Consider the following 21,611-nt stretch of genomic DNA (forward strand, 5'->3'; position numbering starts at 1 on the left):
GCACGCGGTTGTTTGCACGAAATTTCTTGTTTTTGCACGAGATTGCCCATAAGCTCCGCGGCCATGACCCTCCAGGACCGCGTCCGGGTGCACGAAGTCACCCTGCTTTCCGACCACTGGTACACGCTGCGCACCACCGCCTTCGACTGGCGGCGCCGCGACGGCCGCTGGCAGCGCATGCACCGCGAGACCTACGACCGCGGCAACGGCGCCACGCTGCTGCCCTTCAACCTCGCGCAGCGCACGGTGCTGCTGACGCGGCAGTTCCGCTACCCCGCCTTCGTCAACGGGCACGACGAGCTGCTGATCGAGGCCGCGGCGGGCCTGCTCGACAATGCCGCGCCCGAGGAACGCATCCGCGCCGAAGTGGAGGAAGAGCTGGGCTACCGGCTCGGCGCGGTGCAGAAGGTGTTCGAGGCCTTCATGAGCCCGGGCTCGGTGACCGAGAAGCTGCACTTCTTCGTCGCCGCCTACGAGCCCTCGATGCGCGTCGCCGAGGGCGGCGGGCTGGCCGAGGAAGGCGAGGACATCGAGGTGCTCGAACTCGGCATCGACGAGGCGCTGGCGATGGTGGCCGACGGCCGCATCGTCGACGGCAAGACGGTGATGCTGCTGTACCACGCGCAGCTGCATGTTTTCGGGCCGGGATAATCGGCCGATGCGCCTGCTCCGCACCGTCCTCGCTTCTTCCTTCGCCGCACTGGCCGCGCTCGCGGCGCCCGGCGCCGCCGCCCAGCAACCGCAGCCCCAGGCCTTCCCGCCCGAGGTCGACGCCGCGCTCGCGCGCGCCCGGGTGCCGCGCGAATCGGTGACGATGCTCGTGGCCGATGCCGAGGGCACGCGCCCGCCGCGCCTCGCCTGGCGCACCCAGGTGCCGGTGAATCCCGCGTCGATCATGAAGCTGGTCACGACCTACGCCGCGCTCGACACGCTCGGGCCCGCCTTCAGCTGGAGCACGCCGGTGTACGTCGACGGCACGGTGAGCAACGGCGTGCTCAACGGCAACCTCTACATCAAGGGCCAGGGCGATCCGAAGCTCGTGCTCGAACGCGCGTGGCTGCTGCTGCGCCGCGTGCAGGGCCTCGGCATCACGACCGTGAGCGGCGACATCGTGCTCGACCGCAGCGCCTTCGAGAGCACGACCGAGAACGACCCGGCTGCCTTCGACGGCGAGCCCCTGCGGCCCTACAACGCCTCGCCCGAGGCGCTGCTGGTCAACTTCAAGTCGGTCGCGATGAGCTTCACGCCCGAGCGCGGCGGCCAGCAGGCGCGCGTGAACTACGAGCCGCCGCTCGCGAGCGTGTCGATGCAGCCGACGGTGCCGCTGGTGCCCGGCGAATGCGGCGACTGGCGCGCGGCGCTGCGGCCCGACTTCGCCGATCCGAACCGCATCCGCTTCAACGGCGGCCTGCCCGCGGCCTGCGGCGAGAAGAGCTGGTCGGTGGCGTATGCCGATCCGCGCACCTACGGTCTGCGCGCCATGGGCGGCCTGTGGGCCGAGATGGGCGGCCGCGTCGGCGGACAGATGCGCGACGGCCGCGTGCCGCCGGGGCTGCGGCCGGCCTTCGAGTTCGCCTCGCCGCCGCTCACGGAGGTGGTGCGCGACATCAACAAGTTCAGCAACAACGTGATGGCGCAGCAGCTGTTCCTTACGCTCGGCCTGGTGCAGAAGAACCGCGGCACCTTCGAGGCCTCGCGCGCGGCGCTGGGCCAGTGGTGGCGCGACCGCGTGGGCACCGGCGAGGCGCCGCCGGTGTTCGACAACGGATCGGGCCTGTCGCGCGACGAGCGCATCAGCGCCGCGGCGCTCGGCCGCATGCTGCAGCTCGCCTGGCGCTCGCCGGTGATGCCGGAGCTGGTCGCCTCGCTGCCCGCCTCGGGCGTGGACGGCACGCTGCGCAAGCGCGCGCTGCGCTCGGGCGGCGCCGCGCACCTGAAGACCGGCTCGCTGCGCGACGTGTCGGGCGTGGCCGGCTACGTGCACGGCGCGAGCGGACGGCGCTACGTGCTGGTGGCGATCGCCAACGGCGAGAACGCGGGCGCGGCGCGCGCCGCCTTCGATGCGCTGGTCGACTGGGCCTCGCAGGACAACTGAAGGGGCCTGCCGGCCGCGGTGTACTGAAAACTTCTGCAGGGATAGGCGCCCATTGCGTGCGACCGGGGCGCTGCACAGAATCGGACGGTCGTTCGATTCCACGCCGCCATCCATCCGCAGGAGACACACCTTGAAGAAAACACCGCCTCCCTTTCGATCCACCCCGGCGCGCCGCGGGGCTGCGGCGATTTCCGCCGCGGCGCTGCTGCTGCTCGTGTCGGCCTGCGGGGGCGGTGGTGGTGGGGGCGGCGGCATCGGCATCGCGTTTCCGCCGCCGGGCGGCGGCAGCGACACGGGCCGCGGCACGGTGGTGACCGATCCGCCCGAACAGACCGCCAAGCTCTCGGCCGACCAGTTCCGGAGCAGCCTGCAGGCCAGCGACCAGGGCAAGGCGCTGCTGCAGGTGGCCGGCTCGCCCAAGTGCGGCTTCGACCTGCGCTACCTCGAATACCGCACCGTCGGCGGCAAGGGCGAAGCCACCAACGCCACGGCCGCGGTCATGGTGCCCTCGGGCACCGACCTGGCCTGCAACGGCCCGCGGCCGGTGGTGCTGTACGCGCACGGGACCACCGTCGCGCGCAACTACAACCTCGCGAAGTGGACCGAGGCCTCGCAGCCCGCCGCCGGCGAGGGCCTGATGATCGCCGCCATGTTCGCGGCGCAGGGCTACATCGTGGTGGCGCCCAACTACGCGGGCTACGACAAGTCGACGCTGCCCTACCACCCCTACCTCAACGGCGACCAGCAGGGCAAGGACATGGTGGATGCGCTCACGGCCGCGCGCAAGGTGCTGCCGGGCCTCGACGCCACCGACGCCGGCTCGCTGCTGATCACCGGCTATTCGCAGGGCGGCTACGTCGCGATGGCGGCGCACCGCGAGATGCAGGCCACGGGCCGGCCGGTGACGGCCTCCGCGCCGCTGTCGGCGCCCTCGGCGATCGGCCTGCTGGCCGACTACACCTACCAGGGCTGGCCGGCGCTCGGCAGCACGCTGTTCGTGCCGCTGCTCTCGACCAGCTGGCAGCAGCAGTTCGGCGACGTCTACGGCAGCACCGGCGAGATCTACGAGGCGCAGTACGCCGCGGGCATCGACACCCTGCTGCCGAGCCTGACGCCGGTGACGCAGCTGTTCGCCAGCGGCCGGCTGCCGCAGCTCGCGCTGTTCCCGGCCGGCGCCACGCCGGGGCCGGTGAGCCCGGAGCTGTCGGTCTTCTACGGCCCCAACAACCTGATCCGCCAGAGCTTCCTGGCGCAGGCGGCCGGCGACATCCAGGCCAACCCCTGCCCCGGCAACGCGCTGCCGCCCACGGCCGCCTCACTGAGCACCACCGCGCCGCTGGACTGCCGCCCGAGCGTGGGCTTCCGCAAGGCGGCGCGCGCCAACGACCTGCGCAACTGGCTGCCGACGCGGCCGATGCTGATGTGCGGCGGCGCGAACGATCCGACGGTGAACTTCATCAGCACCCGCGCCACGGCCGGCTACTTCCGCGCCCGCGGCATGCCGGCCGCCGCGCTGACGGTGGTGGACCTGGAGGACACGGGCACCAGCGACGCCTACTCGGCCGCCCGCGCCGGCTTCGCCCAGGCCCGGAGCACCCTGGCGCAGAACACCCCCGGCACCGACGCCGACAAGGCGCGCGCCGTGACGCAGGCCTACCACGGCACCCTGGCACCGCCCTTCTGCCTCGCCTCCGCGCGCGGCTTCTTCCAGGGCGTGCTGGCGGCGGGCGGCTGAGTCAGTCAGCCGGAGGCGGACAGCCGAACGCAGAAGAAGAAAGACAAAAGCGACGCGAAGGTCGCAGAGAAGACCTTCACTTTTTGGTCTTCTTCTGCGACCTCCGCGAAACCTTCGCGACCTCTGCGTTCGGCTGCCCGATCCCGCTCAGGCTGCCGCCGCGCGCTGCAGCCGGTCGCGCACGCCTTCCCAGTCGGGCGTGGAAGGCGGCGTCTCGACCCAGATCAGCTTGACGCCCTGGGCATCGAATTCGCGCAGCACCGCGAACAGCTGGTGCGCGGTCGCGACCGCATCGTCGGGCATGCGCCGCAGCAGCACGCGCTGCGAGCGGCTGCGCACCTCGGCGCGGGTCCAGACCGCGATGTGCGCCGCGCCGGGGCCGAGCACGTCGAGCCCGGTCTGGATCGCCTTGGCGTCCATCAGCCGCAGCTTGGCATCGGGCGCATAGTGCGCCTCGAGCGTGCCCGAGGCGCGCGGCTCCGGCGTCTCGAGCACCTCGCGGTCGCGCAGGCGCTCGCCGAGCGCGGCCTCGATCTGCGCGCGCGTGATGAGGCCCGGGCGCAGCAGCACCGGCGCGCCGCGGCTGCAGTCGACGATGGTCGATTCGATGCCCACCTCGCAGGCGCCGCCGTCGATCACGGGCAGGGCGTCGCCGAACTCGTCGGCCACGTGCTGCGCGGTGGTGGGACTGACGCGGCCGAAGCGGTTGGCGCTCGGCCCCGCGAGGCCCGGCACGCCCTGCTCGGCGCAGGCTTCGAGCAGCGCCTGCGCCACCGGGTGCGAGGGGCAGCGCAGGCCGATGGTGTCCTGCCCGCCGGCCGCCGCTGCGGCGACGCCGGGCTGCCGCGTGACGATCAGCGTCAGCGGCCCCGGCCAGAAGGCCTGCACCAGCTTCTGCGCGAAGGGCGGCAGCGGCTGGGCGAAGCGCGACAGCGACTCGCTGCCCTTGAGGCCCGCCGCCACATGGACGATCAGCGGATGGTCGGCCGGCCGGCCCTTGGCCTTGAAGATGCCGCCGACCGCCATGTCGTTCGTGGCGTCGGCGCCGAGCCCGTAGACGGTCTCGGTCGGGAACGCGACCAGCCCGCCCGCGCGCAGCACGCGCGCGGCCTCGGCGAGCGCCTCGGGGGACCGGCCGTCGAGGATCATGCGAAGTCCGCGGGCGCGAGCGCCGGCAGTCCGAGCAGCAGCGCGGCCTGCGCCGCCGCGGCGCGCACGCCCTCGAGCGTGGCGCCGGTGAGCGTCAGGTGGCCCATCTTGCGGCCGCGGCGCGGCTCGACCTTGCCGTACAGGTGCAGGTGCGCGCCGGGCAGCGCGAGCACCTCGCTCCAGCGCGGCGGGGCCTTGGTGCCGTCGGCGCCGAACCACAGGTCGCCGAGCAGGTTCAGCATGATCGCGGGGCTGTGCTGGCGCGGCGCGGCCAGCGGCAGGCCGGCGAGCGTGCGCACCTGGAGTTCGAACTGCGACACGTCGCAGGCTTCCATCGTGTAGTGGCCGCTGTTGTGCGGCCGCGGCGCCATTTCGTTCACCACCAGGGAGCCGTCGGCCAGCGCGAAGAACTCGACGCAGAGCACGCCGACGTACTCGAGCCCGGCTGCGATGCTCTTGGCCGAATTGATCGCCGCCTGCGCCACGGTCTTGGGCATGTTCTGCGCATGCACCTCGGTCACGGCGAGGATGCCGTCGCGGTGCAGGTTGCGCTGCGGCGGAAAGTGCACCAGCTGGCCGTCGCGGCCGCGCGCGACGATCACCGAGCATTCGAATTCGAGCGGCAGCAGCTTCTCGAGCACGCAAGGCACGCAGCCCACGGCCTGCCAGGCGTCGATCAGCTCGGCATGGGTGGACACGCGCAGCTGGCCCTTGCCGTCGTAGCCCATGCGCGCGGTCTTGAGGATGCCGGGCAGCAGCGCGGCCGCGTCCACCGCGGCGAGCTGCGCGGCGGTCTCGATCACGGCATAGGGCGCGCAGGCCACGCCGCAGCGCGTGAAATGGGCCTTCTCGGCGATGCGGTCCTGCGCGATCGCGATGGCCGAGGCGCCGGGCGCGACGGGCCGGGCGACCGACAGCTTTTCGAGCGAGGGCGCCGGCACGTTCTCGAACTCGGTCGTGACCGCATCGGCGAGGCCCGCGAGCCGCGCGAGGCCATCGACGTCGGCGTAGTCGGTGTGGATGTGGTGGTGGCTCACGCGGCCGGCGGGGCTGTCGGCATCGGGGTCGAGCACCGCGGTGAAATAGCCCATGCGCTGGGCCGCGTGGGCGAACATGCGGCCCAGCTGGCCGCCGCCGAGCACGCCGAGCGTGGCGCCCGGCAGGATCGGAAGGCCGTTGCCGCCGCTCACAGCGCACCCCCGCCCTGCGGCGAGAACGGCGAGACGGCGCCGGGTTCGGCCGGCGGCAGCGCCATGGCCTCGGCCGCGGCGGTCTGCGCGGCGCGGAAGGCGTCGAGCTTGGCGCGCAGGGCCGGGTCGTTCACCGCCAGCATCGCCACCGCGAACAGCGCCGCATTGGCCGCGCCGGCATTGCCGATCGCGAAGGTGGCGACCGGCACGCCCTTGGGCATCTGCACGATGCTGTAGAGCGAATCGACCCCCTGCAGGTGGCGGCTCGCGACCGGCACGCCGAGCACCGGCACCGTGGTCTTGGAAGCCAGCATGCCCGGCAGGTGGGCCGCGCCGCCCGCGCCCGCGATGATCGCGGCCAGGCCGCGGCCGGCCGCGCTTTCGGCGTAGGCGAAGAGCGCATCGGGCATCCGGTGGGCGGACACCACCTTGGCTTCGTGCCGGATACCGAATTGCTGGAGAATCTCGACGGCGTTGCGCATCGTCTCCCAATCGGAGTTCGAGCCCATCACCACACCGACCTGAATGGTTTCGTTCATGGTTTCAATTTTACGTTTCACCCCCAGCTGCTTCCGATGATCGACATCACTCTCGAAAATTTTCAGGCCGAACTGATCGAAGCCTCCATGGCCAGGCCGGTGCTGCTGGACATCTGGGCCGAATGGTGCGGGCCGTGCAAGCAGCTCGGCCCGGTGCTCGAAAAGCTCGAGGTCGAGTATGCCGGCCGCTTCACGCTCGCCAAGCTCGACGCCGACAAGGTGCCGCAGATCTCCTCGCAGCTGTCCGAGATGTTCGGCGTGCGCAGCATCCCGTTCTGCGTGATGTTCAAGGACGGCCAGCCGGTCGACGGCTTCGTCGGCGCGATCCCGGCCGAGAAGATCCGCGAGTTCCTCGACAAGCACGTGCCCGGCGCCGAGGAGCTCGAGGCCGCCTCCGAGGAAGCCGCCGCCCAGGAGGCGCTGGCCGAGGGCGACACCGAGGGTGCGCTCGAGCGGCTGCAGCATGCGGTGGCGGCCGACCCGGCCAACAACGATGCGCGCTTCGACTACGTGAAGCTGCTGCTGCAGCAGGGCCGCACCGACGACGCCAAGGTGGCCTTCGCGCCGGTGATCGCCAAGACCACGCTGGTGCGGCGCTTCGACGCGCTGCAGCGCTGGATGGACGCGATCGATTTCGCCTTGCCCCCTTCTGGCAGCGCGCCTTCGATCGCCGAGTTCGACGCGAAGATCGCCGCCGGCAAGCGCGACTTCGACGCCCGCTTCGGCCGTGCGCGGCTGCTGATGGCGGCGCAGCGCTGGACCGACGCGATGGACGAGCTGCTCGAGATCCTGATGCGCGACAAGGCCTGGAACGAGGACCTCGCACGCAAGACCTACATCGCGATCCTCGACCTCATCGAACCGCCGAAGGTCAAGGTGGCCGACGGCCAGATCCCGCCCGACGATCCGCTGGTGGCGGCCTATCGGCGCCGGCTCAGCAGCGTGGTGCTGAGCTGAACGGCTCAAAATGCGCACTTCGATGCGCATATCACCAAAAAAGCGACTCTTGAGTCGCTTTTTTATTTGCCTATGGCGTGCCACGCAGCTACCATTGCTACTCGGAATCCTTCCAAAGAGTACGCCAATGAGCCAGATCACCGACCAACTGCAGAACGCCCGCAAGGCCGCCGGCCTGAGCCAGGAGGTGCTGGCCACGCAGGCGGGCCTCTCGCGCATGACGGTGCAGCGCATCGAAAGCGGCCAGATCGACCCGCGCCTGTCGACGCTGCTCGAAATGGCGCGCGTGCTGGGGCTCGAACTCATGACGGTGCCCGCCGCGCTGCGGCCGCAGCTCGAGGACTTCGTCCGCTCGGGCGGCCGGCTGCTCGGCCAGCCAGCGGGTGCGGGCGCGCCGCCGTCGATCGCCGAGACCCTGGCCGGCGGGCGCGGCGGGTGAACCCCGACGCCGCCTTCAACACCGGCATCCGCTACCTGCGGATGTACCTGCACGCGCCCGACGGCGGCCGGCGCGCGATCGGCTATCTCTCGCAGTACGGCGACATCCTGCGCGTCTCGTTCGACGAGGCCTATGTCGCCGACCCGGCCCGGCCGACGCTCTCGCTCGCCTACCGCGGCGCCGACGAGGCGGCCACGCGCGCCATCCTGTCGTCGGCGCGCGATGCGCGCGTCTCGCGCGGCGACGGCCACTGGCCGAGCTACTTCCAGAACCTGCTGCCCGAAGGCCACAACCGCGAGCGCCTGGCCCAGCAGCGCGGCTGCAGCGCCGACGACGAATTCGAACTGCTGGCCGCCGCCGGCCACGACCTGATGGGCGCGCTCGAGGTCGAGCCGGTGCCCGCGGCCGAAGGCATTCCGCAGACGGTCCGGCACTGGCACACCGCGCTGGGCCTCGATGTGCTCGAACCGGATTTCGTCGAGCTGCCGGTGGAAGACGCGGCCGCCATTCCCGGCGTGGTGACCAAGTTCTCGGCCGTGCAGGACGGCCGCCGCTACGTGGTGCGGCGCCACGGTGCGGCCGGTAGCTTCATCCTCAAGCTGCCCACCACGCGCCACCCCGACCTGGTCGCCAACGAACACACCGGCTACCGCCTGTGCGGCGCGCTCGGGCTCGACTGCGCCGAAGCCAGCGTGATCGACCGCGCCGACGCCGAACTGCCCGAGCAGGTGCCTTTCGGCCAGATCCTCGCGGTGCGCCGCTTCGACCGCACGGCCGAGGGCGGCCGCATCCACATGGAGGAATTCGCCCAGGTGCTGCAGTACGAGCCGCGCCAGAAATACGGCCGCGGCCTCGCGGTCGACTGGCCGGCGATGCTGCGCGTGCTCGACCGGCTGTCGCCTAACCCGGTGGCCGACGTGCGCGAATGCGTGCGGCGCATCGTCGCCTTCATCCTGCTCGGCAACAGCGATGCGCACCTGAAGAACTGGGCGCTGCGCTATCCCGACGGCGTGGCGCCGGTGCTCGCGCCGCTCTACGACCCGGTGTGCGTCGCCGCCTTCTTCGAGGAGGTGCCGGCGCGCGACTATGCGGTCAACCGCGCCATCGACGCCAGGCTGCGCGCCTTCGACTGGGCCGCGCTCGATGCGCTGCTGCGCGCCGCCGGGCTGCTGCGCCCGGCGCGGCTGCTGGCGATCGCGCGCGACACCGTGCGCCAGGCGAAGGCCGAGTGGCCCGCGCTGCTCGACGACGAGGCCACGCCCGCGAGCGTGCGCCGCTGCGTGCGTGCGCGGCTCGCGGGCGGCACGGCCTTGGCGGCCTGAGGCCGCCTCGCATACGATGGCGCCGATTCAACTCGTTGCATTTGAGAGAAAAGGAAAACCGGCCATGCGCCCCTTCGCACGACCCGCCGCCCTCGCGTCCCTGCTGTGGCTTGCGGCCACCCTTGCCGGCTGCGGCAGCGGCATCAGCCTCGACGAACCGATCGAAGGCCCGGTGTGGCGGCTCGCCCAGCTCGGCAACGAGCCGGTGGCGCCGGGCGGCGAGGCGCAGGTGCAGTTCGACGCTTCGAGCGGCCGCGTGAGCGGCTCGGGCGGCTGCAACCGGGTGTCGGGCGCGTTCACGCGCAGCGGCATCAGCCTGCGCATCGGCCAGCTGGCCTCGACCCGCATGGCCTGTACCGATCCGGTGCGCGCCGCGACCGAAGCGCAGTTCATCGCGGCCTTGCAGAACACCGCGAGCTATCGCCTCGCAGGGCCCGGCCGGCTCGCGCTGCTCGACGCGAGCGGTCGCACGGTGGCGACGCTGAACGCCGGCCGCTGAAAAAAAGAAAGCGCCGAAAGAATCAGCCCGTGAGGCGTTCGAGCGCCTCGCGGTACTTGGCCGCGGTCTTCTCGATCACCTCGGCCGGCAGGCGCGGCGCGGGCGGCGTCTTGTCCCAGGGCTTGCCATTGATCCTGGTGGCCTCGAGCCAGTCGCGCACGAACTGCTTGTCGTAGCTCGGCGGATTGGCGCCCGCGGCCAGCGCGGCCTGGTAGCCCTCGACCGGCCAGTAGCGCGAGCTGTCGGGCGTGAGCACCTCGTCCATGAGCACCAGCGTGCCGTCCTCGTCGAGGCCGAACTCGAACTTGGTGTCGGCGATGATCATTCCCTTCGCCAGCGCGATCTGCGCCGCGGCCTCGTAGATCTCGAGGCTGGTGTCGCGGATCTGCTGCGCTAGCTTGGGGCCGACGATCTCGACCACGCGGTCGTAGCTGATGTTCTCATCGTGCTCGCCGGCCGCGGCCTTGGCGGCGGGCGTGAAGATCGGGCGCGGCAGCTTGGCCGCATTGGTCAGGCCCTCGGGCAGCGGCACGCCGCAGACCGAGCGGCTTTCCTGGTATTCCTTCCAGCCGCTGCCGGCCAGGTAGCCGCGCACCACCGCCTCGACCGGGATCGGCTTCAGCCGCTTGACCAGCATCGAGCGGCCCGTGACCTGCGGCACCTCGTCGGGCGTGACCACGCTCTCGGGCGACTCGCCGGTCAGGTGGTTGGGGCACAGCGCACCGAGGCGGTCGAACCACCACAGCGCCATCTGCGTGAGGATCTCGCCCTTGCCAGGAATCGGCTCGCCCATGATCACGTCGAACGCGCTGAGCCGGTCGCTCGCGACCATCAGGATGCGGTCCTCGCCGACCGCGTAGTTGTCGCGCACCTTGCCGCGCGCAAGCAGGGGCAGGCTTTGGATGGAAGAGGTGTGGACGGTGGTCATGGCAGGGGCGGCGGGCGGCGTCGGCGACGCGGGATGGAAAAGAAGATCGGGAAAGGGAAAGGCCGGAGGCAGAGTTTAGAGCTTCGGCGCGTGCGCGCGCAGCAGCGCCCGCTCGCGCTCCAGACGCAGCCCCTCCAGCGCGTGGTCGCGCGCGTTCCCGGCCGCCGCGCATGCCGCGGCACGCAGGGCGCCTTCGGTGTTGGCCGCCACGAGGGCCAGCAGTTTCTGGATGCGCAGCGCCACCTCGATGGACGCCGCCCCGTCCCTGGCGATGGGCTCGATCACGTCGCGCACCAGATCGGCCGGGTCGAGCGGTGCGATGGTGACGTGCGCGGCCTCGACCACAGCTTCCGATGGCGCCTCGTCGTCGTTCTCGCGCCGACGCGTGCCTTCGACCAGCACGCGCGCCATCGCGCCAAGCACCGCGATGGCGGTGCCGGCGTCGTTCACCGCCGGGGACAGCGCGCGCTGGGCGATCTCGCTGAGCATGACGAGGCCGAAGCGCGGGTCCTGGCGCTCGGTGCGCTCGCGGCCGATCACGAAGGCGCCGGCCACCTGCGCGCGCAGGTCTTCGGGCCCGTCCGGGCCGCGCGATGCGTGCATCACGCGCGCCAGCACGGTCTGGTGCGAAACGAAGGTGCCGGGGCGCACGCACACATGCACGCTGGCGCCCGCGGCCTTGGCGGCGGCATCGATGCCGGCCACGTCGATGTGCTGCAGGTAGCCGGTCCACGGGGCATGGATCGGCGCGCCCGGCGCGCGGGGCCCCGCCTCGGCCACGAGGCGCGCGCCCAGTCCGGGTGCGGCACACCAGTCGCGCACTGCCTGCGTCGCCACCCGCTCCACCGTCTCGATCGTGTGGTTCATGCGGCCGAGCGTGGACAGGGTGCCGATCCAGCGCAGCAGCGCAAGGATCAGGTAGGCCAGCACGCAGAGCGTGAAGACGAACAGCACGAAGCGCCCGGCCGCGCCGTAGTAGCGCACGCCCAGCGCCGCGAGCGCGATGATCGAGAAGATGAAGGCCGAAACGAAGGCGGCGATCGCGTTCTGCGCATCGTTGTCGGCCATCACCAGCCGCGTGGCGCGCGGCGTGGCGGTGGACGAGGCCGAGGCATAGGCGCTGACCAGGATCGACAGCGAGAAGGTGCTCACCGTGAGCATGCTCGCCGCGATGATCGAGAGCAGGCCCGAGAGGGTGTCGTGCGCGATGTCGGGCAGCAGGCCCGGCGGCACGAATTCGTTGGCGGCGGCGGCGATCAGCGCCGCGCCGATGGCCGCCAGGCTCCAGACCGCGGGGCGGAACCAGAGCTGCTCGCGCAGGCGGCTCCACCAGAGCCTGTGGCGGAACGCGGCCAGCATGCGGCAGCCCGTCGCCGCGCGGCGCTCAGACCACCTGCTGCGCGAGTTCGCCCTTGGCGTACTTGGCGGCCACGACCTGCAGCGGTTCGCCCTTGATCTTGGCGCCCTGGCCTTCGCAGCCGAACTCGATGTAGCGCTGCTTGCAGATCTGCTTGGCGGCCTCGCGTGCGGGCTTGAGCCATTCGCGGGCGTCGAACTTCTCGGGGTTCTCGGCCATGAACTTGCGCACCGCGCCGGTCATCGCCAGGCGGATGTCGGTGTCGATGTTGATCTTGCGCACGCCGTACTTGATGGCTTCCTGGATCTCCTCGACGGGCACGCCGTAGGTCTCCTTCATGTTGCCGCCGTACTTGCGGATGATCTCGAGCAGGTCCTGCGGCACCGACGACGAGCCGTGCATCACCAGGTGGGTGTTGGGCAGGCGGGCATGGATCTCCTTCACGCGCTGGATCGAGAGGATGTCGCCCGTGGGCTTGCGCGTGAACTTGTAGGCGCCGTGGCTGGTGCCGATGGCGATCGCCAGCGCGTCGAGCTGCGTGGCCTTGACGAATTGCGCGGCCTCCTCGGGGTCGGTCAGCAGCGAGTCATGGCTGAGCACGCCCTCGGCGCCGATGCCGTCCTCCTCGCCGGCCATGCCGGTCTCGAGCGAGCCGAGGCAGCCCAGTTCGCCCTCGACGGTGACGCCCACCTTGTGCGCGAGCTCGACGACCTTGCGGGTCACGTCCACGTTGTAGTCGAACGAGGCCGGCGTCTTGCCGTCTTCCTTGAGCGAGCCGTCCATCATGACGGAGGAGAAGCCGAGGTCGATGGCGCCCTGGCAGATCGCGGGGCTCTGGCCGTGGTCCTGGTGCATCACCAGCGGGATGTTCGGGTACTGCTCGATCGCGGCCTGGATCAGGTGCTTGATGAAGGCTTCGCCCGCGTACTTGCGTGCGCCGGCGCTGGCCTGCAGGATGACGGGCGCGCCGGTTTCCTTGGCGGCCTCCATGACGGCCTGGACCTGTTCGAGGTTGTTGACGTTGAAGGCCGGAATGCCGTAGCCGTTGGCGGCTGCGTGGTCCAGCAGTTCGCGCATCGAGACGAGTGCCATGGGAATACCTCGTGGGAATGGGGTGAGAAGAGCGGAAAAGACGAAAGAAAACTGCCGCAATTCTACCGACGGGCCTTGTAAGACGCGGCCGACGGCAGGCCGAGAAATTCGACGACGGGCGGCAGCACCGGCCCGCCGAGCCACTGGATGGGCCGCGCGAAGGCGCCCATCAGCGTGACGTGGCTCAGGTTGTCGTACAGATGCACGTCCACCGGCACCTTCGCCGCGCGCAGCGCCGCGGCCAGGCGCAGGGTGTTGCGTTCGGGATAGACCAGGTTGTCCTTCGAAGCCGCCAGCAGCAGCGTGCGCGGCGATGCGGCGCCCGCGTGCGCGATGGGCTGGGAGTCGCGCGGCGTGTCCGGCCAGTTGAAGGCGAGCTGCACGTCGCGGTCGCCGATGGGCAGGAAGTCGTAGGGCCCCGCGAGGCCGATCCAGCCCGCGAGCTGCGCGGGACTGGCGCCGAGCTCGGCCAGCCAGCGCGCGTCGAGCGCCACCATCGCCGCGTTGTAGCCGCCCGAGCTGTGGCCCATCACGTGCACCCGCTTCGGATCGGCGCCCAGGCGCGCGGCATTGTCGAGCGCCCATTTGACCGCGAGTGCGCTGTCGCGCACGAACACCGGGTAGGTGTGGCTTGGCGAGAGCCCGTAGTCGGGCACCACCACCACTGCGCCGCGTGCGGCCAGCGCCTCGCCGAGAAAGCGATAGCTGGCGCGGTCGCCGCCGGTCCATGCGCCGCCGTAGAAGAACACCACCAGCGGGCGTTGGCCGCTCACGGGCAGCGCATCGGGCAGCGGCTGGTAGACGTCGAGCCGCTGCCGCGGGGCGGGCCCGTACGCGATGCCGCCTTCGAAGCGGTAGGTGTCGCCCGGCACCAGCCCGTTGAGCAGCTTGATCGGCGAGCAGGCGGAGAGCGCGCCCGCCGCGGCGGCCGCGAGCAGGCCGAGGAAGGCGCTGCGGCGCCGGCGGATCGGTGGGGAAGAGGAGGGTTCTGCCGTGGTCATCGCGCTTGTACGCGCGCAGGCGCCAGCCGGTTTTGCGGCACGGTCGATTCGGGCGACTAGATCGGCAATTGCGTGGTCGACAGCACCTGCTTGAGCACCACGAAGGTCCGGATCTGCCGCACGCCGGGCAGGTAGAGCAATTGCTCGGCATGCAGGCGGTTGAAGCTGTCGTTGTCGCGCGTGCGCACGAGCATGAAATAGTCGAACTCGCCCGTGACCACATGGCATTCGAGGCAGCCCGAGACCTTCTGCGCCGCCTTCTCGAAGGCGGCGAACGAATCCGGCGTGGAGCGGTCGAGCACCACGCCGATCATCACCAGCATGCCCAGCGAGAGCGCATCGGCATCGAGCAGCGCCACCACGCCCCTGATGAGCCCCGCCGCCTTGAGCCGCTCGACGCGGCGCAGGCAGGCCGGCGCGCTGAGATTCACCTTGGCCGCGAGCGCCACGTTGGACACCGAGGCGTCGCGCTGCAGCGCGCGCAGGATCGCGCGGTCGGTGCGGTCGAGGTCCGCGGGTGCGTCGGTGGCCGGCCTCGGCGTGGCACGCAGTTTTGTTGTGCGCATGGGCTCTCCTGCAAAACGAAAGTGGCTGATCCCGCCATCTTGTCCGTTTTCGTTTCGGATTTCGCGCAAAGTTTGCAACCACCCGTCGGCGCCTTCTTCCTACGATCGATGGCATCCCCCCTGCCTGGAGTCCATCGATGAACCTGAAGAAATTCCCGCGCCATGCGCTGACCTTCGGCCCCACGCCGATCCATCCGCTCCCGCGCCTGAGCGCGCACCTGGGCGGCGAGGTCGCGCTCTATGCCAAGCGCGAGGACTGCAACAGCGGCCTCGCCTTCGGCGGCAACAAGACGCGCAAGCTCGAATACCTGATCCCCGAGGCGCTCGAAGGCGGCTACGACACGCTGGTGTCGATCGGCGGCATCCAGTCGAACCAGACGCGGCAGGTCGCGGCCGTGGCGGCGCACCTGGGCCTGAAGTGCGTGCTGGTGCAGGAGAACTGGGTCAACTATTCGGACGCGGTGTACGACCGCGTGGGCAACATCGAGATGTCGCGCATCCTCGGCGCCGACGTGCGGCTCGACAGCGCGGGCTTCGACATCGGCATCCGCAAGAGCTGGGAAGAGGCCATGGCCGACGTGCGCAAGGCCGGCGGCAAGCCCTTCCCGATCCCGGCCGGATGCTCCGAGCATCCGCGCGGCGGGCTGGGCTTCGTCGGCTTCGCCGAAGAGGTGCGGCAGCAGGAGGCCGAACTCGGCTTCAGGTTCGACTACATCGTGGTCTGCTCGGTGACCGGCAGCACGCAGGCAGGCATGGTGGTGGGTTTCGCGGCCGACGGGCGTGCCGACCGGGTGATCGGCATCGATGCCTCGGCCAAGCCGCAGCAGACCTTCGAGCAGATCGTGCGCATCGCCAAGGGCACGGCCGAACTGGTCGAGCTCGGCCGCGACATCACCGACCAGGACGTGGTGCTCGACCGCCGCTTCGGCGGCCCCGAGTACGGCCTGCCCAACGAGGGCACGCTGGAGGCGATCCGCCTCTGCGCGCGCCTCGAAGGCATGCTGACCGACCCCGTCTACGAGGGCAAGTCGATGCACGGGATGATCGAGAAGGTGCGGCGCGGCGAATTCCCGGCCGGCTCGAAGGTGCTGTATGCGCACCTCGGCGGCGTGCCCGCCCTCAACGCCTACAGCTTCCTGTTCCGCAACGGCTGAAATTGGCAAACCCCCAGGCTGCGCGCACTTCGTGTCGCTTCGCCACCCCCCTTGCAGGGGGCAACACCTGCGGCCCGGCAAAGCCGGTTCCGCGGTGTTTCCCGAATAGCGTCTTCAGCTCGCCCGGCAGATCTTCAACATGTTGGTGCCGCCGGGGGCGCCCATCGGCTCGCCGCAGGTGATGGCGTAGACGTCGCCGGCCTGCACGATGCCGCGCTTCTTCAGGTGGTTCTCGGCCTGCTGCAGCGCGGTGTCGCGGTCGCTTTCCGAATCCATGAGCAGCGGACGCACGTTGCGGTAGAGCGCCATCCGGCGCTGCGTGGACAGGCGCGAGGTCAGGGCGTACATCGGGATGTGCGCGCGGTGGCGGCTCATCCACAGCGGCGTGGAGCCCGATTCGGTGAGCGCCACGATCGCCTTCGCGCCCAGGTGGTGCGCGGTGAACAGCGCGCCCATGGCGATCGACTGGTCGATGCGGCTGTAGGTCTTGCCGCTGAAATCGGCGTCGAGCTGCTTGTCCTCGGCCGCTTCGGCGGCTTCGCAGATGCGGCTCATCTCCTGCACCGTCTCGAGCGGATAGCGGCCCGACGCGGTCTCGGCCGAGAGCATCACGGCGTCGGTGCCGTCGAGCACCGCATTGGCCACGTCGCTCACCTCGGCGCGCGTGGGCACGGGGTTGGTGATCATCGACTCCATCATCTGGGTCGCGGTGATCGCCACCTTGTCCATGTCGCGCGCCATGCGGATCATCTTCTTCTGCAGCGCCGGCACGGCCGCGTTGCCCACCTCGACCGCGAGGTCGCCGCGCGCCACCATGATGCCGTCGCTCGCGCGCAGGATCTCCTCGAGCTTGGGGATCGCCTCGGCGCGTTCGATCTTCGCGATCAGGCCGGGCTTGTGGCCGTACTCGGCCGCGGCCACGTTGCACAGCTGGCGCGCCATTTCCATGTCGGTCGCGTTCTTCGGGAAGCTCACGGCCACGTAGTCGGCCTGGAAGCTCATGGCGGTCTTGATGTCCTCCATGTCCTTGGCCGTGAGCGCCGGCGCCGTGAGGCCGCCGCCCTGCTTGTTGATGCCCTTGTTGTTCGAGAGCTCGCCGCCGAGCTTCACGGTGGTGTGCACCGCCTCGCCGCGCACCGCATCCACCACGAGCACGATCAGCCCGTCGTTCAGCAGCAGCCGGTCGCCCGGGCGCACGTCGCGCGGCAGGTCCTTGTAGTCGAGGCCCACGGCCTCGGCGTCGCCGGGCTCGGTGCGCGAGGCGTCGAGCACGAACTTGGCGCCCTGCTCGAGCCAGACCTTGCCCTGCGCGAACTTGCCGACGCGGATCTTCGGACCCTGCAGGTCGGCCATGATCGCCACTTCGCGGCCCGCCCGGCGCGCCGCCTCGCGCACCATGGTCGCGCGGTCGATGTGGTCCTGCGCGGTGCCATGGCTGAAGTTGAGCCGCACCACGCTGACCTTGTGCACGATCATCTGCTCCAGCAGCTCGGGCGTGCTGGAAGCGGGGCCGAGCGTGGCGACGATCTTGGTGGCGTGGCGGGGAAGGCGGTCCGTGATCATTGAGCGAGTCTCCATTTTGTATCCGCTACTGTATACACTTTGTGTGACAACCGGAAGCGGACACGCACCGGGCGCGAAGAAAAATCAGCCGGCGGCACGCTTGGCCAGGATTTCGAAGGCCGGCAGGGTCTTGCCCTCGAGCACTTCGAGGAAGGCGCCGCCGCCGGTCGAGATGTAGCCGACCTGCTTCTCGATGCCGTACTTGGCGATGGCCGCAAGCGTATCGCCGCCGCCTGCGATCGAGAAGGCGCTGCTGTCGGCGATCGCCTGCGCGATGGCCTTGGTGCCGCCCGCGAAGGCGTCGAACTCGAACACGCCGACCGGCCCGTTCCAGACGATGGTGCCGGCCTCGCGCAATTGCGCGGCCAGCTGGGCCGCGGTCTTCGGGCCGATGTCGAGGATCAGGTCGTCGTCGGCCACGTCGCTCGCGTCCTTGACGGTGGCGGGCGCATCGGCCGCGAAGGTCTTGGCCGTGACCACGTCGACCGGAATCGGCACGTCCGCGCCGCGCGCACGCATCGCGTCGATCACCGCCCGGGCCTGGTCCACGAGGTCGGGTTCCGCCAGCGACTTGCCGATCTTCAGGCCGGCCGCGAGCATGAAGGTGTTGGCGATGCCGCCGCCGACGATCAGCTGGTCGACGTTGGCCGACAGGCTCTTGAGGATGGTGAGCTTGGTGCTCACCTTCGACCCCGCGACGATGGCCACCAGCGGCCGCTTGGGCAGCGCCAGCGCCTTCGAAATGGCATCGAGCTCGGCCGCGAGCAGCGGGCCGGCGGCCGCCACCTTGGCGAACTGGGCGATGCCGTAGGTGGTGGCCTCGGCCCGGTGCGCGGTGCCGAAGGCGTCGTTCACGTAGATGTCGGTCAGCGCGGCGAGCTTGCGAGCCAGCGCCTCGTCGTTCTTCTTCTCGCCCTTGTTGACGCGGCAGTTCTCGAGCAGAACGACCTGGCCGGGCTTCACGTCGACGCCGTCGACCCAGTTGGCGACCAGCGGCACCTCGCGGCCCAGCAGCTCGCCGAGACGCTTGGCGACCGGGGCGAGCGAATCCTCGGGCTTGAACTCGCCCTCGGTCGGGCGGCCGAGGTGCGAGGTGACCATCACGGCGGCGCCGGCGTCGAGCGCGAGCTGGATGCAGGGGACGGAGGCGCGGATGCGCGTGTCTTCGGTGATGCGGCCTGCATCGTCCTGCGGCACGTTGAGGTCGGCACGGATGAAGACGCGCTGGCCGGCGGCCTTGCCCTGCGCGCAGAGGTCAGTGAATCGGATGACGTTCATGGTCTGGATGAGATGGAAAACGGGGTCGGTTGGCATTGTAGGTTTGCCCCCGGCGCCGCCCGCCGCGCGCTCAGCCCCTGGGATGCCCCTTGGCGAAGCGCTCGAGGATGCCGACGAAGCTCGCGGCCGCCGGCGAGAGCGAGCGCCGCGCGGCGCTGTAGACGCAGACCTCGCGATGGAAGTCGGGCGCTTCGAGCCGCACCATCTGCAGCCCGTGGGCGCGCACGAGCGGCGCCGAGTAGGTGGGGCACACGGTGAGCCCCAGTCCGGAGGCCACCATGCCGAGCGCCGTGGTCATGTACGACACCTCCTGCGTGCCCGGGCGCAGCATGTAGGCGCGCTCCGCCGGGCCCAGTTCGGGCAGCACCCGCTGGCGGAAGTCGCGCGTGGGCGCGATGAAGACGTACGGTTCGAGCTCGTGCCAGCGCACCTTGCGGCGCCTGGCGAACGCATGGTCGGGCGGGCAGATCAGCCAGTGCCTGTCGCGGAACAGCACGCGGCGTTCGATGGCCGCGTCGACCGCCACGTCCTGCCCCACCGCGAGTTCCACGTCACCGGCCACGACGCCGGCGAGCAGATGCTCGGGCAGCGTGTCGGCGAGCCGCACGTCGACGTCCGGAAAAGCCTCGCGGTAGGCCGCGATCACGCGCGGCATCAGCGTGCAGGCCATGAGCTGCGGCGCTGCAAGCCGCAACAGCCCTTTCTTCTTGTCACGCAAATCCGTGACGCTGGCGACCGCGCCCGCGAGATCGCCGAGCAGGCGATGCACCGACGGCAGGAACTCGCGGCCCGCTTCGGAAAGCTGCACGCGCCGCGTGTGGCGGTCGAGCAGTTGCACGCCCATTTCGCGTTCGAGTTCGCGCACCAGCACGCTGAGCGCCGACTGCGTGAGGTGCAGCTGCTGCGCAGCGGCGGTGAAGCTGCCGGCCCCTGCCACGGCGGCGAAGGCGCGCAACTGGCGCAGGGTCAGATTCATGGGTTTATTTCATCAATCGATGAATTAATTTCGATTGCATCATAAGACGCGGCATCGCCCAATACCGGCTTGACCGGAGACACGACCATGCCGACGAACGCCCCCGCGGCGCCGACACCGCCCGCACCGCCGGTGCGCGGCCTGCACCACTTCGCCTGGCGCTGCCGCGACAGCGAGGAGACGCGCCGCTTCTACGAAGACCTGCTGGGCCTGCCGCTCGCCCACGTCATCGAGAGCGACCACGTGCCGAGCACCGGCGAGTACTGCCCCTACGTGCACATCTTCTTCCGGATGCGCGACGGCGCGTACATCGCCTTCTTCGACCTCGGCGACGACACCGCGGCGCTGCCCTCGCCCAACACGCCCGCGTGGGTGAACCACATCGCGCTGCGCGTCGATTCGGTGGCCGACCTGCTGGCCGCCAAGGCGCGGCTCGAGGCCGCGGGCGTGGCGGTGCTGGGCGTGACCGACCACCACATCATCGAATCGATCTACTTCTTCGATCCGAACGGCATCCGCATCGAGCTGACCACGCCGACGGTGCCGCAGTCGGAGATGGACGCGCATGCGCGCAGCGCCCGTGCATCGCTCGATGCATGGACCGCGCGCAAGGCGAAGCGGCGCAGCGCGAAAGGCACGGCCGATGCCTGAGCTGCAACTCGCCGTCATCGACGTGAAGCCCGGCGCGGCACTCGAGAGCCAGTCGGGCCTGCAGATGCTGCGCCCGCGCATCTACGGCGCCTTCCGTGCGCCGCCGGGACCGAAGAAGGTCGCGGCCATCGTGATGCATCCGACCAGCAACTTCATGGGCCACTACCTGATCGCGCCGCTCGCCGAGCGCGGCATCTGCTGCATGGGCCTGAACTCGCGCTACGTGGGCAACGACACGGTGCTGCTGATGGAGCGCGCGATCCAGGACCTGGGCGCCGGCGTGCAGTACCTGCGTGCGGCCGGCTACGAGAAGGTGCTGCTGGTCGGCAACTCGGGCGGCGCGGCGCTCGCGAGCTTCTACCAGGCGCAGGCCGAGCAGCTCACCGCCACGCATTTCCCCGACGGCGACCCGACCCACCTGCATCCGTCCGACCTGCCGCCGGTGGACGGCATCGCGCTGTGCGCCGCACACCTCGGCCGCACGCGGCTGATGCGCGACTGGATCGATCCCTCGGTGACCGACGAGCACGATCCGCTCTCGGTCGATCCCGAACTCGACATGTACGACCCGCGCCACCGCCTGCCCTACGCGCGCGATTTCCTCGCGCGCTTCTCGGCGGCGCAGCAGGCGCGGCTCGAGCGCATCGAGCAGTGGTGCGTGGATCGCCTCGCCATGCTGCGCAGCACGCCCGGTGCGCCGCGCGACCAGGCCTTCGTGGTCTACCGCACCCATGCCGACCCGCGCTGCGTCGACCTCTCGCTCGACGCCAACGACCGGCTGCCCGGCAGCGTCTGGGGCGATGCGCGGCAGGTCAACTATTCGGCCAACGCCATGGGCCGCACCACCTCGCTGACCGCCTTTCTGTCGCAATGGTCGTCACGCTCGCAGGCCGACGGGCCGACGAACCTCGCGCGCACCACGGTGCCGACGCTGCTGCTGACCTACACCGGCGACCAGTCGACCTTCCCGAGCACGCGCGATGCGTGGCTGGCCGCTGGCGGCGCGCGCATCCGCAACGTGGACATCGTCGGCGGCAACCACTATCTCGCGGGCCAGCCGGCGCTGGTGCCGAAGGCCGCCGACGCGATCGCCGAGTTCGCACACGCGCTGTAGACGGCG

General features: G+C 70.5%; 21 protein-coding genes. 10 read left to right on the forward strand and 11 right to left on the reverse strand.

Going from position 1 to position 21,611, the window contains the following annotated elements:
- Window positions 1–63 precede the first annotated feature (63 nt).
- From M2165_RS08835 to M2165_RS08845, 3 genes are all read left to right on the forward strand, one after another.
- The gene (locus M2165_RS08835) at window positions 64–651 is read left to right on the forward strand and encodes a GDP-mannose pyrophosphatase (RefSeq protein WP_280814276.1); all 588 of its coding nucleotides are present in this window, start codon (window positions 64–66) and stop codon (window positions 649–651) included.
- A 7-nt stretch (window positions 652–658) separates the two neighbouring features.
- Window positions 659–2,095 (forward strand): D-alanyl-D-alanine carboxypeptidase/D-alanyl-D-alanine-endopeptidase, encoded by a 1,437-nt coding sequence (gene dacB / locus M2165_RS08840; RefSeq protein ID WP_280814277.1) that lies wholly within the window; start codon window positions 659–661, stop codon window positions 2,093–2,095.
- Between the two features lie 130 nt (window positions 2,096–2,225).
- Window positions 2,226–3,830 (forward strand): prolyl oligopeptidase family serine peptidase, encoded by a 1,605-nt coding sequence (locus M2165_RS08845; protein ID WP_280814278.1) that lies wholly within the window; start codon window positions 2,226–2,228, stop codon window positions 3,828–3,830.
- Between the two features lie 147 nt (window positions 3,831–3,977).
- Here M2165_RS08845 and M2165_RS08850 read toward each other — a convergent pair whose 3' ends face one another.
- The 3 genes from M2165_RS08850 to purE are packed head-to-tail and all read right to left on the reverse strand — an operon-like array spanning window position 3,978 to window position 6,708.
- Complete coding sequence (locus M2165_RS08850) at window positions 3,978–4,979, reverse strand: L-threonylcarbamoyladenylate synthase (RefSeq protein WP_280814279.1); 1,002 nt, start codon at window positions 4,977–4,979, stop codon at window positions 3,978–3,980.
- Entirely contained in the window at window positions 4,976–6,169 is a 1,194-nt protein-coding gene (locus M2165_RS08855) for a 5-(carboxyamino)imidazole ribonucleotide synthase (protein ID WP_280814280.1), read from the reverse strand. The genes M2165_RS08850 and M2165_RS08855 overlap by 4 nt, the downstream gene beginning before the upstream one ends.
- Window positions 6,166–6,708, reverse strand: a complete 543-nt coding sequence (gene purE, locus M2165_RS08860) for a 5-(carboxyamino)imidazole ribonucleotide mutase (RefSeq protein WP_280814281.1) — start codon at window positions 6,706–6,708, stop codon at window positions 6,166–6,168. Before purE ends, M2165_RS08855 begins: the two co-directional genes overlap by 4 nt.
- Before the next feature lie 36 nt (window positions 6,709–6,744).
- Between purE and M2165_RS08865 the strand changes: the two genes are divergently transcribed.
- From M2165_RS08865 to M2165_RS08880, 4 genes are all read left to right on the forward strand, one after another.
- Window positions 6,745–7,665: a tetratricopeptide repeat protein gene (locus M2165_RS08865; RefSeq protein WP_280814282.1), complete on the forward strand. Its 921-nt coding sequence runs from the start codon at window positions 6,745–6,747 to the stop codon at window positions 7,663–7,665.
- Between the two features lie 127 nt (window positions 7,666–7,792).
- A complete protein-coding gene (locus tag M2165_RS08870; protein ID WP_280814283.1) occupies window positions 7,793–8,104 on the forward strand; it encodes a helix-turn-helix transcriptional regulator in 312 nt (103 codons plus the stop codon).
- A 41-nt stretch (window positions 8,105–8,145) separates the two neighbouring features.
- Entirely contained in the window at window positions 8,146–9,426 is a 1,281-nt protein-coding gene (locus tag M2165_RS08875; protein WP_280817501.1) for a HipA domain-containing protein, read from the forward strand.
- Between the two features lie 64 nt (window positions 9,427–9,490).
- Window positions 9,491–9,925 carry an META domain-containing protein gene (locus tag M2165_RS08880; protein ID WP_280814284.1) on the forward strand — a complete coding sequence of 145 codons (435 nt, stop codon included), beginning with the start codon at window positions 9,491–9,493 and terminating at the stop codon, window positions 9,923–9,925.
- 22 nt (window positions 9,926–9,947) lie between these two features.
- On the opposite strand, the gene M2165_RS08885 is transcribed toward M2165_RS08880, so the two are convergent.
- The 5 genes from M2165_RS08885 to M2165_RS08905 form a co-directional block, all read right to left on the reverse strand.
- Window positions 9,948–10,853 carry a phosphoribosylaminoimidazolesuccinocarboxamide synthase gene (locus M2165_RS08885; RefSeq protein ID WP_280814285.1) on the reverse strand — a complete coding sequence of 302 codons (906 nt, stop codon included), beginning with the start codon at window positions 10,851–10,853 and terminating at the stop codon, window positions 9,948–9,950.
- A gap of 75 nt (window positions 10,854–10,928) precedes the next feature.
- Window positions 10,929–12,212 (reverse strand): DUF2254 domain-containing protein, encoded by a 1,284-nt coding sequence (locus tag M2165_RS08890; RefSeq protein WP_280814286.1) that lies wholly within the window; start codon window positions 12,210–12,212, stop codon window positions 10,929–10,931.
- Window positions 12,213–12,237: 25 nt separating this feature from the next.
- The gene (fba, locus tag M2165_RS08895) at window positions 12,238–13,302 is read right to left on the reverse strand and encodes a class II fructose-bisphosphate aldolase (protein WP_280814287.1); all 1,065 of its coding nucleotides are present in this window, start codon (window positions 13,300–13,302) and stop codon (window positions 12,238–12,240) included.
- Window positions 13,303–13,364: 62 nt separating this feature from the next.
- Window positions 13,365–14,303 (reverse strand): alpha/beta hydrolase, encoded by a 939-nt coding sequence (locus M2165_RS08900; RefSeq protein ID WP_280814288.1) that lies wholly within the window; start codon window positions 14,301–14,303, stop codon window positions 13,365–13,367.
- Window positions 14,304–14,359: 56 nt separating this feature from the next.
- Window positions 14,360–14,869 (reverse strand): Lrp/AsnC family transcriptional regulator, encoded by a 510-nt coding sequence (locus tag M2165_RS08905; protein WP_280814289.1) that lies wholly within the window; start codon window positions 14,867–14,869, stop codon window positions 14,360–14,362.
- 137 nt (window positions 14,870–15,006) lie between these two features.
- Here M2165_RS08905 and M2165_RS08910 point away from each other — a divergent pair, with 137 nt between their 5' ends.
- Window positions 15,007–16,023, forward strand: coding sequence for a 1-aminocyclopropane-1-carboxylate deaminase (locus M2165_RS08910; RefSeq protein WP_280814290.1), 1,017 nt, complete (start codon window positions 15,007–15,009; stop codon window positions 16,021–16,023).
- 114 nt (window positions 16,024–16,137) lie between these two features.
- Here the strand turns inward: M2165_RS08910 and pyk are convergent, their stop codons facing one another.
- The 3 genes from pyk to M2165_RS08925 all read right to left on the reverse strand — a co-directional run bounded on the left by pyk (window position 16,138) and on the right by M2165_RS08925 (window position 19,840).
- Window positions 16,138–17,586: a pyruvate kinase gene (gene pyk / locus M2165_RS08915; RefSeq protein ID WP_280814291.1), complete on the reverse strand. Its 1,449-nt coding sequence runs from the start codon at window positions 17,584–17,586 to the stop codon at window positions 16,138–16,140.
- Between the two features lie 84 nt (window positions 17,587–17,670).
- The gene (locus M2165_RS08920) at window positions 17,671–18,864 is read right to left on the reverse strand and encodes a phosphoglycerate kinase (RefSeq protein WP_280814292.1); all 1,194 of its coding nucleotides are present in this window, start codon (window positions 18,862–18,864) and stop codon (window positions 17,671–17,673) included.
- A gap of 70 nt (window positions 18,865–18,934) precedes the next feature.
- Entirely contained in the window at window positions 18,935–19,840 is a 906-nt protein-coding gene (locus M2165_RS08925) for a LysR family transcriptional regulator (protein ID WP_280814293.1), read from the reverse strand.
- Between the two features lie 87 nt (window positions 19,841–19,927).
- On the opposite strand from M2165_RS08925, the gene M2165_RS08930 reads away from it, so the two are divergent.
- Window positions 19,928–20,491 carry a VOC family protein gene (locus M2165_RS08930; RefSeq protein ID WP_280814294.1) on the forward strand — a complete coding sequence of 188 codons (564 nt, stop codon included), beginning with the start codon at window positions 19,928–19,930 and terminating at the stop codon, window positions 20,489–20,491.
- Window positions 20,484–21,605 carry an alpha/beta hydrolase gene (locus tag M2165_RS08935; RefSeq protein ID WP_280814295.1) on the forward strand — a complete coding sequence of 374 codons (1,122 nt, stop codon included), beginning with the start codon at window positions 20,484–20,486 and terminating at the stop codon, window positions 21,603–21,605. The genes M2165_RS08930 and M2165_RS08935 overlap by 8 nt, the downstream gene beginning before the upstream one ends.
- Window positions 21,606–21,611 lie beyond the last annotated feature (6 nt).

The organism is Variovorax sp. TBS-050B (assembly GCF_029893635.1).
Taxonomy (GTDB): domain Bacteria; phylum Pseudomonadota; class Gammaproteobacteria; order Burkholderiales; family Burkholderiaceae_C; genus Variovorax.

Bases quoted from the DNA above. Each gene is read 5' to 3' on its own strand.
- M2165_RS08880 (WP_280814284.1), top strand. From the start codon at position 9,491: ATGCGCCCCTTCGCACGACCCGCCGCCCTCGCGTCCCTGCTGTGGCTT.
- M2165_RS08875 (WP_280817501.1), top strand. From the start codon at position 8,146: ATGTACCTGCACGCGCCCGACGGCGGCCGGCGCGCGATCGGCTATCTC.
- M2165_RS08920 (WP_280814292.1), bottom strand. From the start codon at position 18,864: ATGAACGTCATCCGATTCACTGACCTCTGCGCGCAGGGCAAGGCCGCC.
- pyk (WP_280814291.1), bottom strand. From the start codon at position 17,586: ATGATCACGGACCGCCTTCCCCGCCACGCCACCAAGATCGTCGCCACG.
- M2165_RS08850 (WP_280814279.1), bottom strand. From the start codon at position 4,979: ATGATCCTCGACGGCCGGTCCCCCGAGGCGCTCGCCGAGGCCGCGCGC.
- M2165_RS08865 (WP_280814282.1), top strand. From the start codon at position 6,745: ATGATCGACATCACTCTCGAAAATTTTCAGGCCGAACTGATCGAAGCC.
- M2165_RS08885 (WP_280814285.1), bottom strand. From the start codon at position 10,853: ATGACCACCGTCCACACCTCTTCCATCCAAAGCCTGCCCCTGCTTGCG.
- M2165_RS08935 (WP_280814295.1), top strand. From the start codon at position 20,484: ATGCCTGAGCTGCAACTCGCCGTCATCGACGTGAAGCCCGGCGCGGCA.
- M2165_RS08905 (WP_280814289.1), bottom strand. From the start codon at position 14,869: ATGCGCACAACAAAACTGCGTGCCACGCCGAGGCCGGCCACCGACGCA.
- M2165_RS08835 (WP_280814276.1), top strand. From the start codon at position 64: ATGACCCTCCAGGACCGCGTCCGGGTGCACGAAGTCACCCTGCTTTCC.
- M2165_RS08900 (WP_280814288.1), bottom strand. From the start codon at position 14,303: ATGACCACGGCAGAACCCTCCTCTTCCCCACCGATCCGCCGGCGCCGC.
- fba (WP_280814287.1), bottom strand. From the start codon at position 13,302: ATGGCACTCGTCTCGATGCGCGAACTGCTGGACCACGCAGCCGCCAAC.
- M2165_RS08925 (WP_280814293.1), bottom strand. From the start codon at position 19,840: ATGAATCTGACCCTGCGCCAGTTGCGCGCCTTCGCCGCCGTGGCAGGG.
- purE (WP_280814281.1), bottom strand. From the start codon at position 6,708: ATGAACGAAACCATTCAGGTCGGTGTGGTGATGGGCTCGAACTCCGAT.
- M2165_RS08870 (WP_280814283.1), top strand. From the start codon at position 7,793: ATGAGCCAGATCACCGACCAACTGCAGAACGCCCGCAAGGCCGCCGGC.
- M2165_RS08910 (WP_280814290.1), top strand. From the start codon at position 15,007: ATGAACCTGAAGAAATTCCCGCGCCATGCGCTGACCTTCGGCCCCACG.
- M2165_RS08930 (WP_280814294.1), top strand. From the start codon at position 19,928: ATGCCGACGAACGCCCCCGCGGCGCCGACACCGCCCGCACCGCCGGTG.
- dacB (WP_280814277.1), top strand. From the start codon at position 659: ATGCGCCTGCTCCGCACCGTCCTCGCTTCTTCCTTCGCCGCACTGGCC.
- M2165_RS08890 (WP_280814286.1), bottom strand. From the start codon at position 12,212: ATGCTGGCCGCGTTCCGCCACAGGCTCTGGTGGAGCCGCCTGCGCGAG.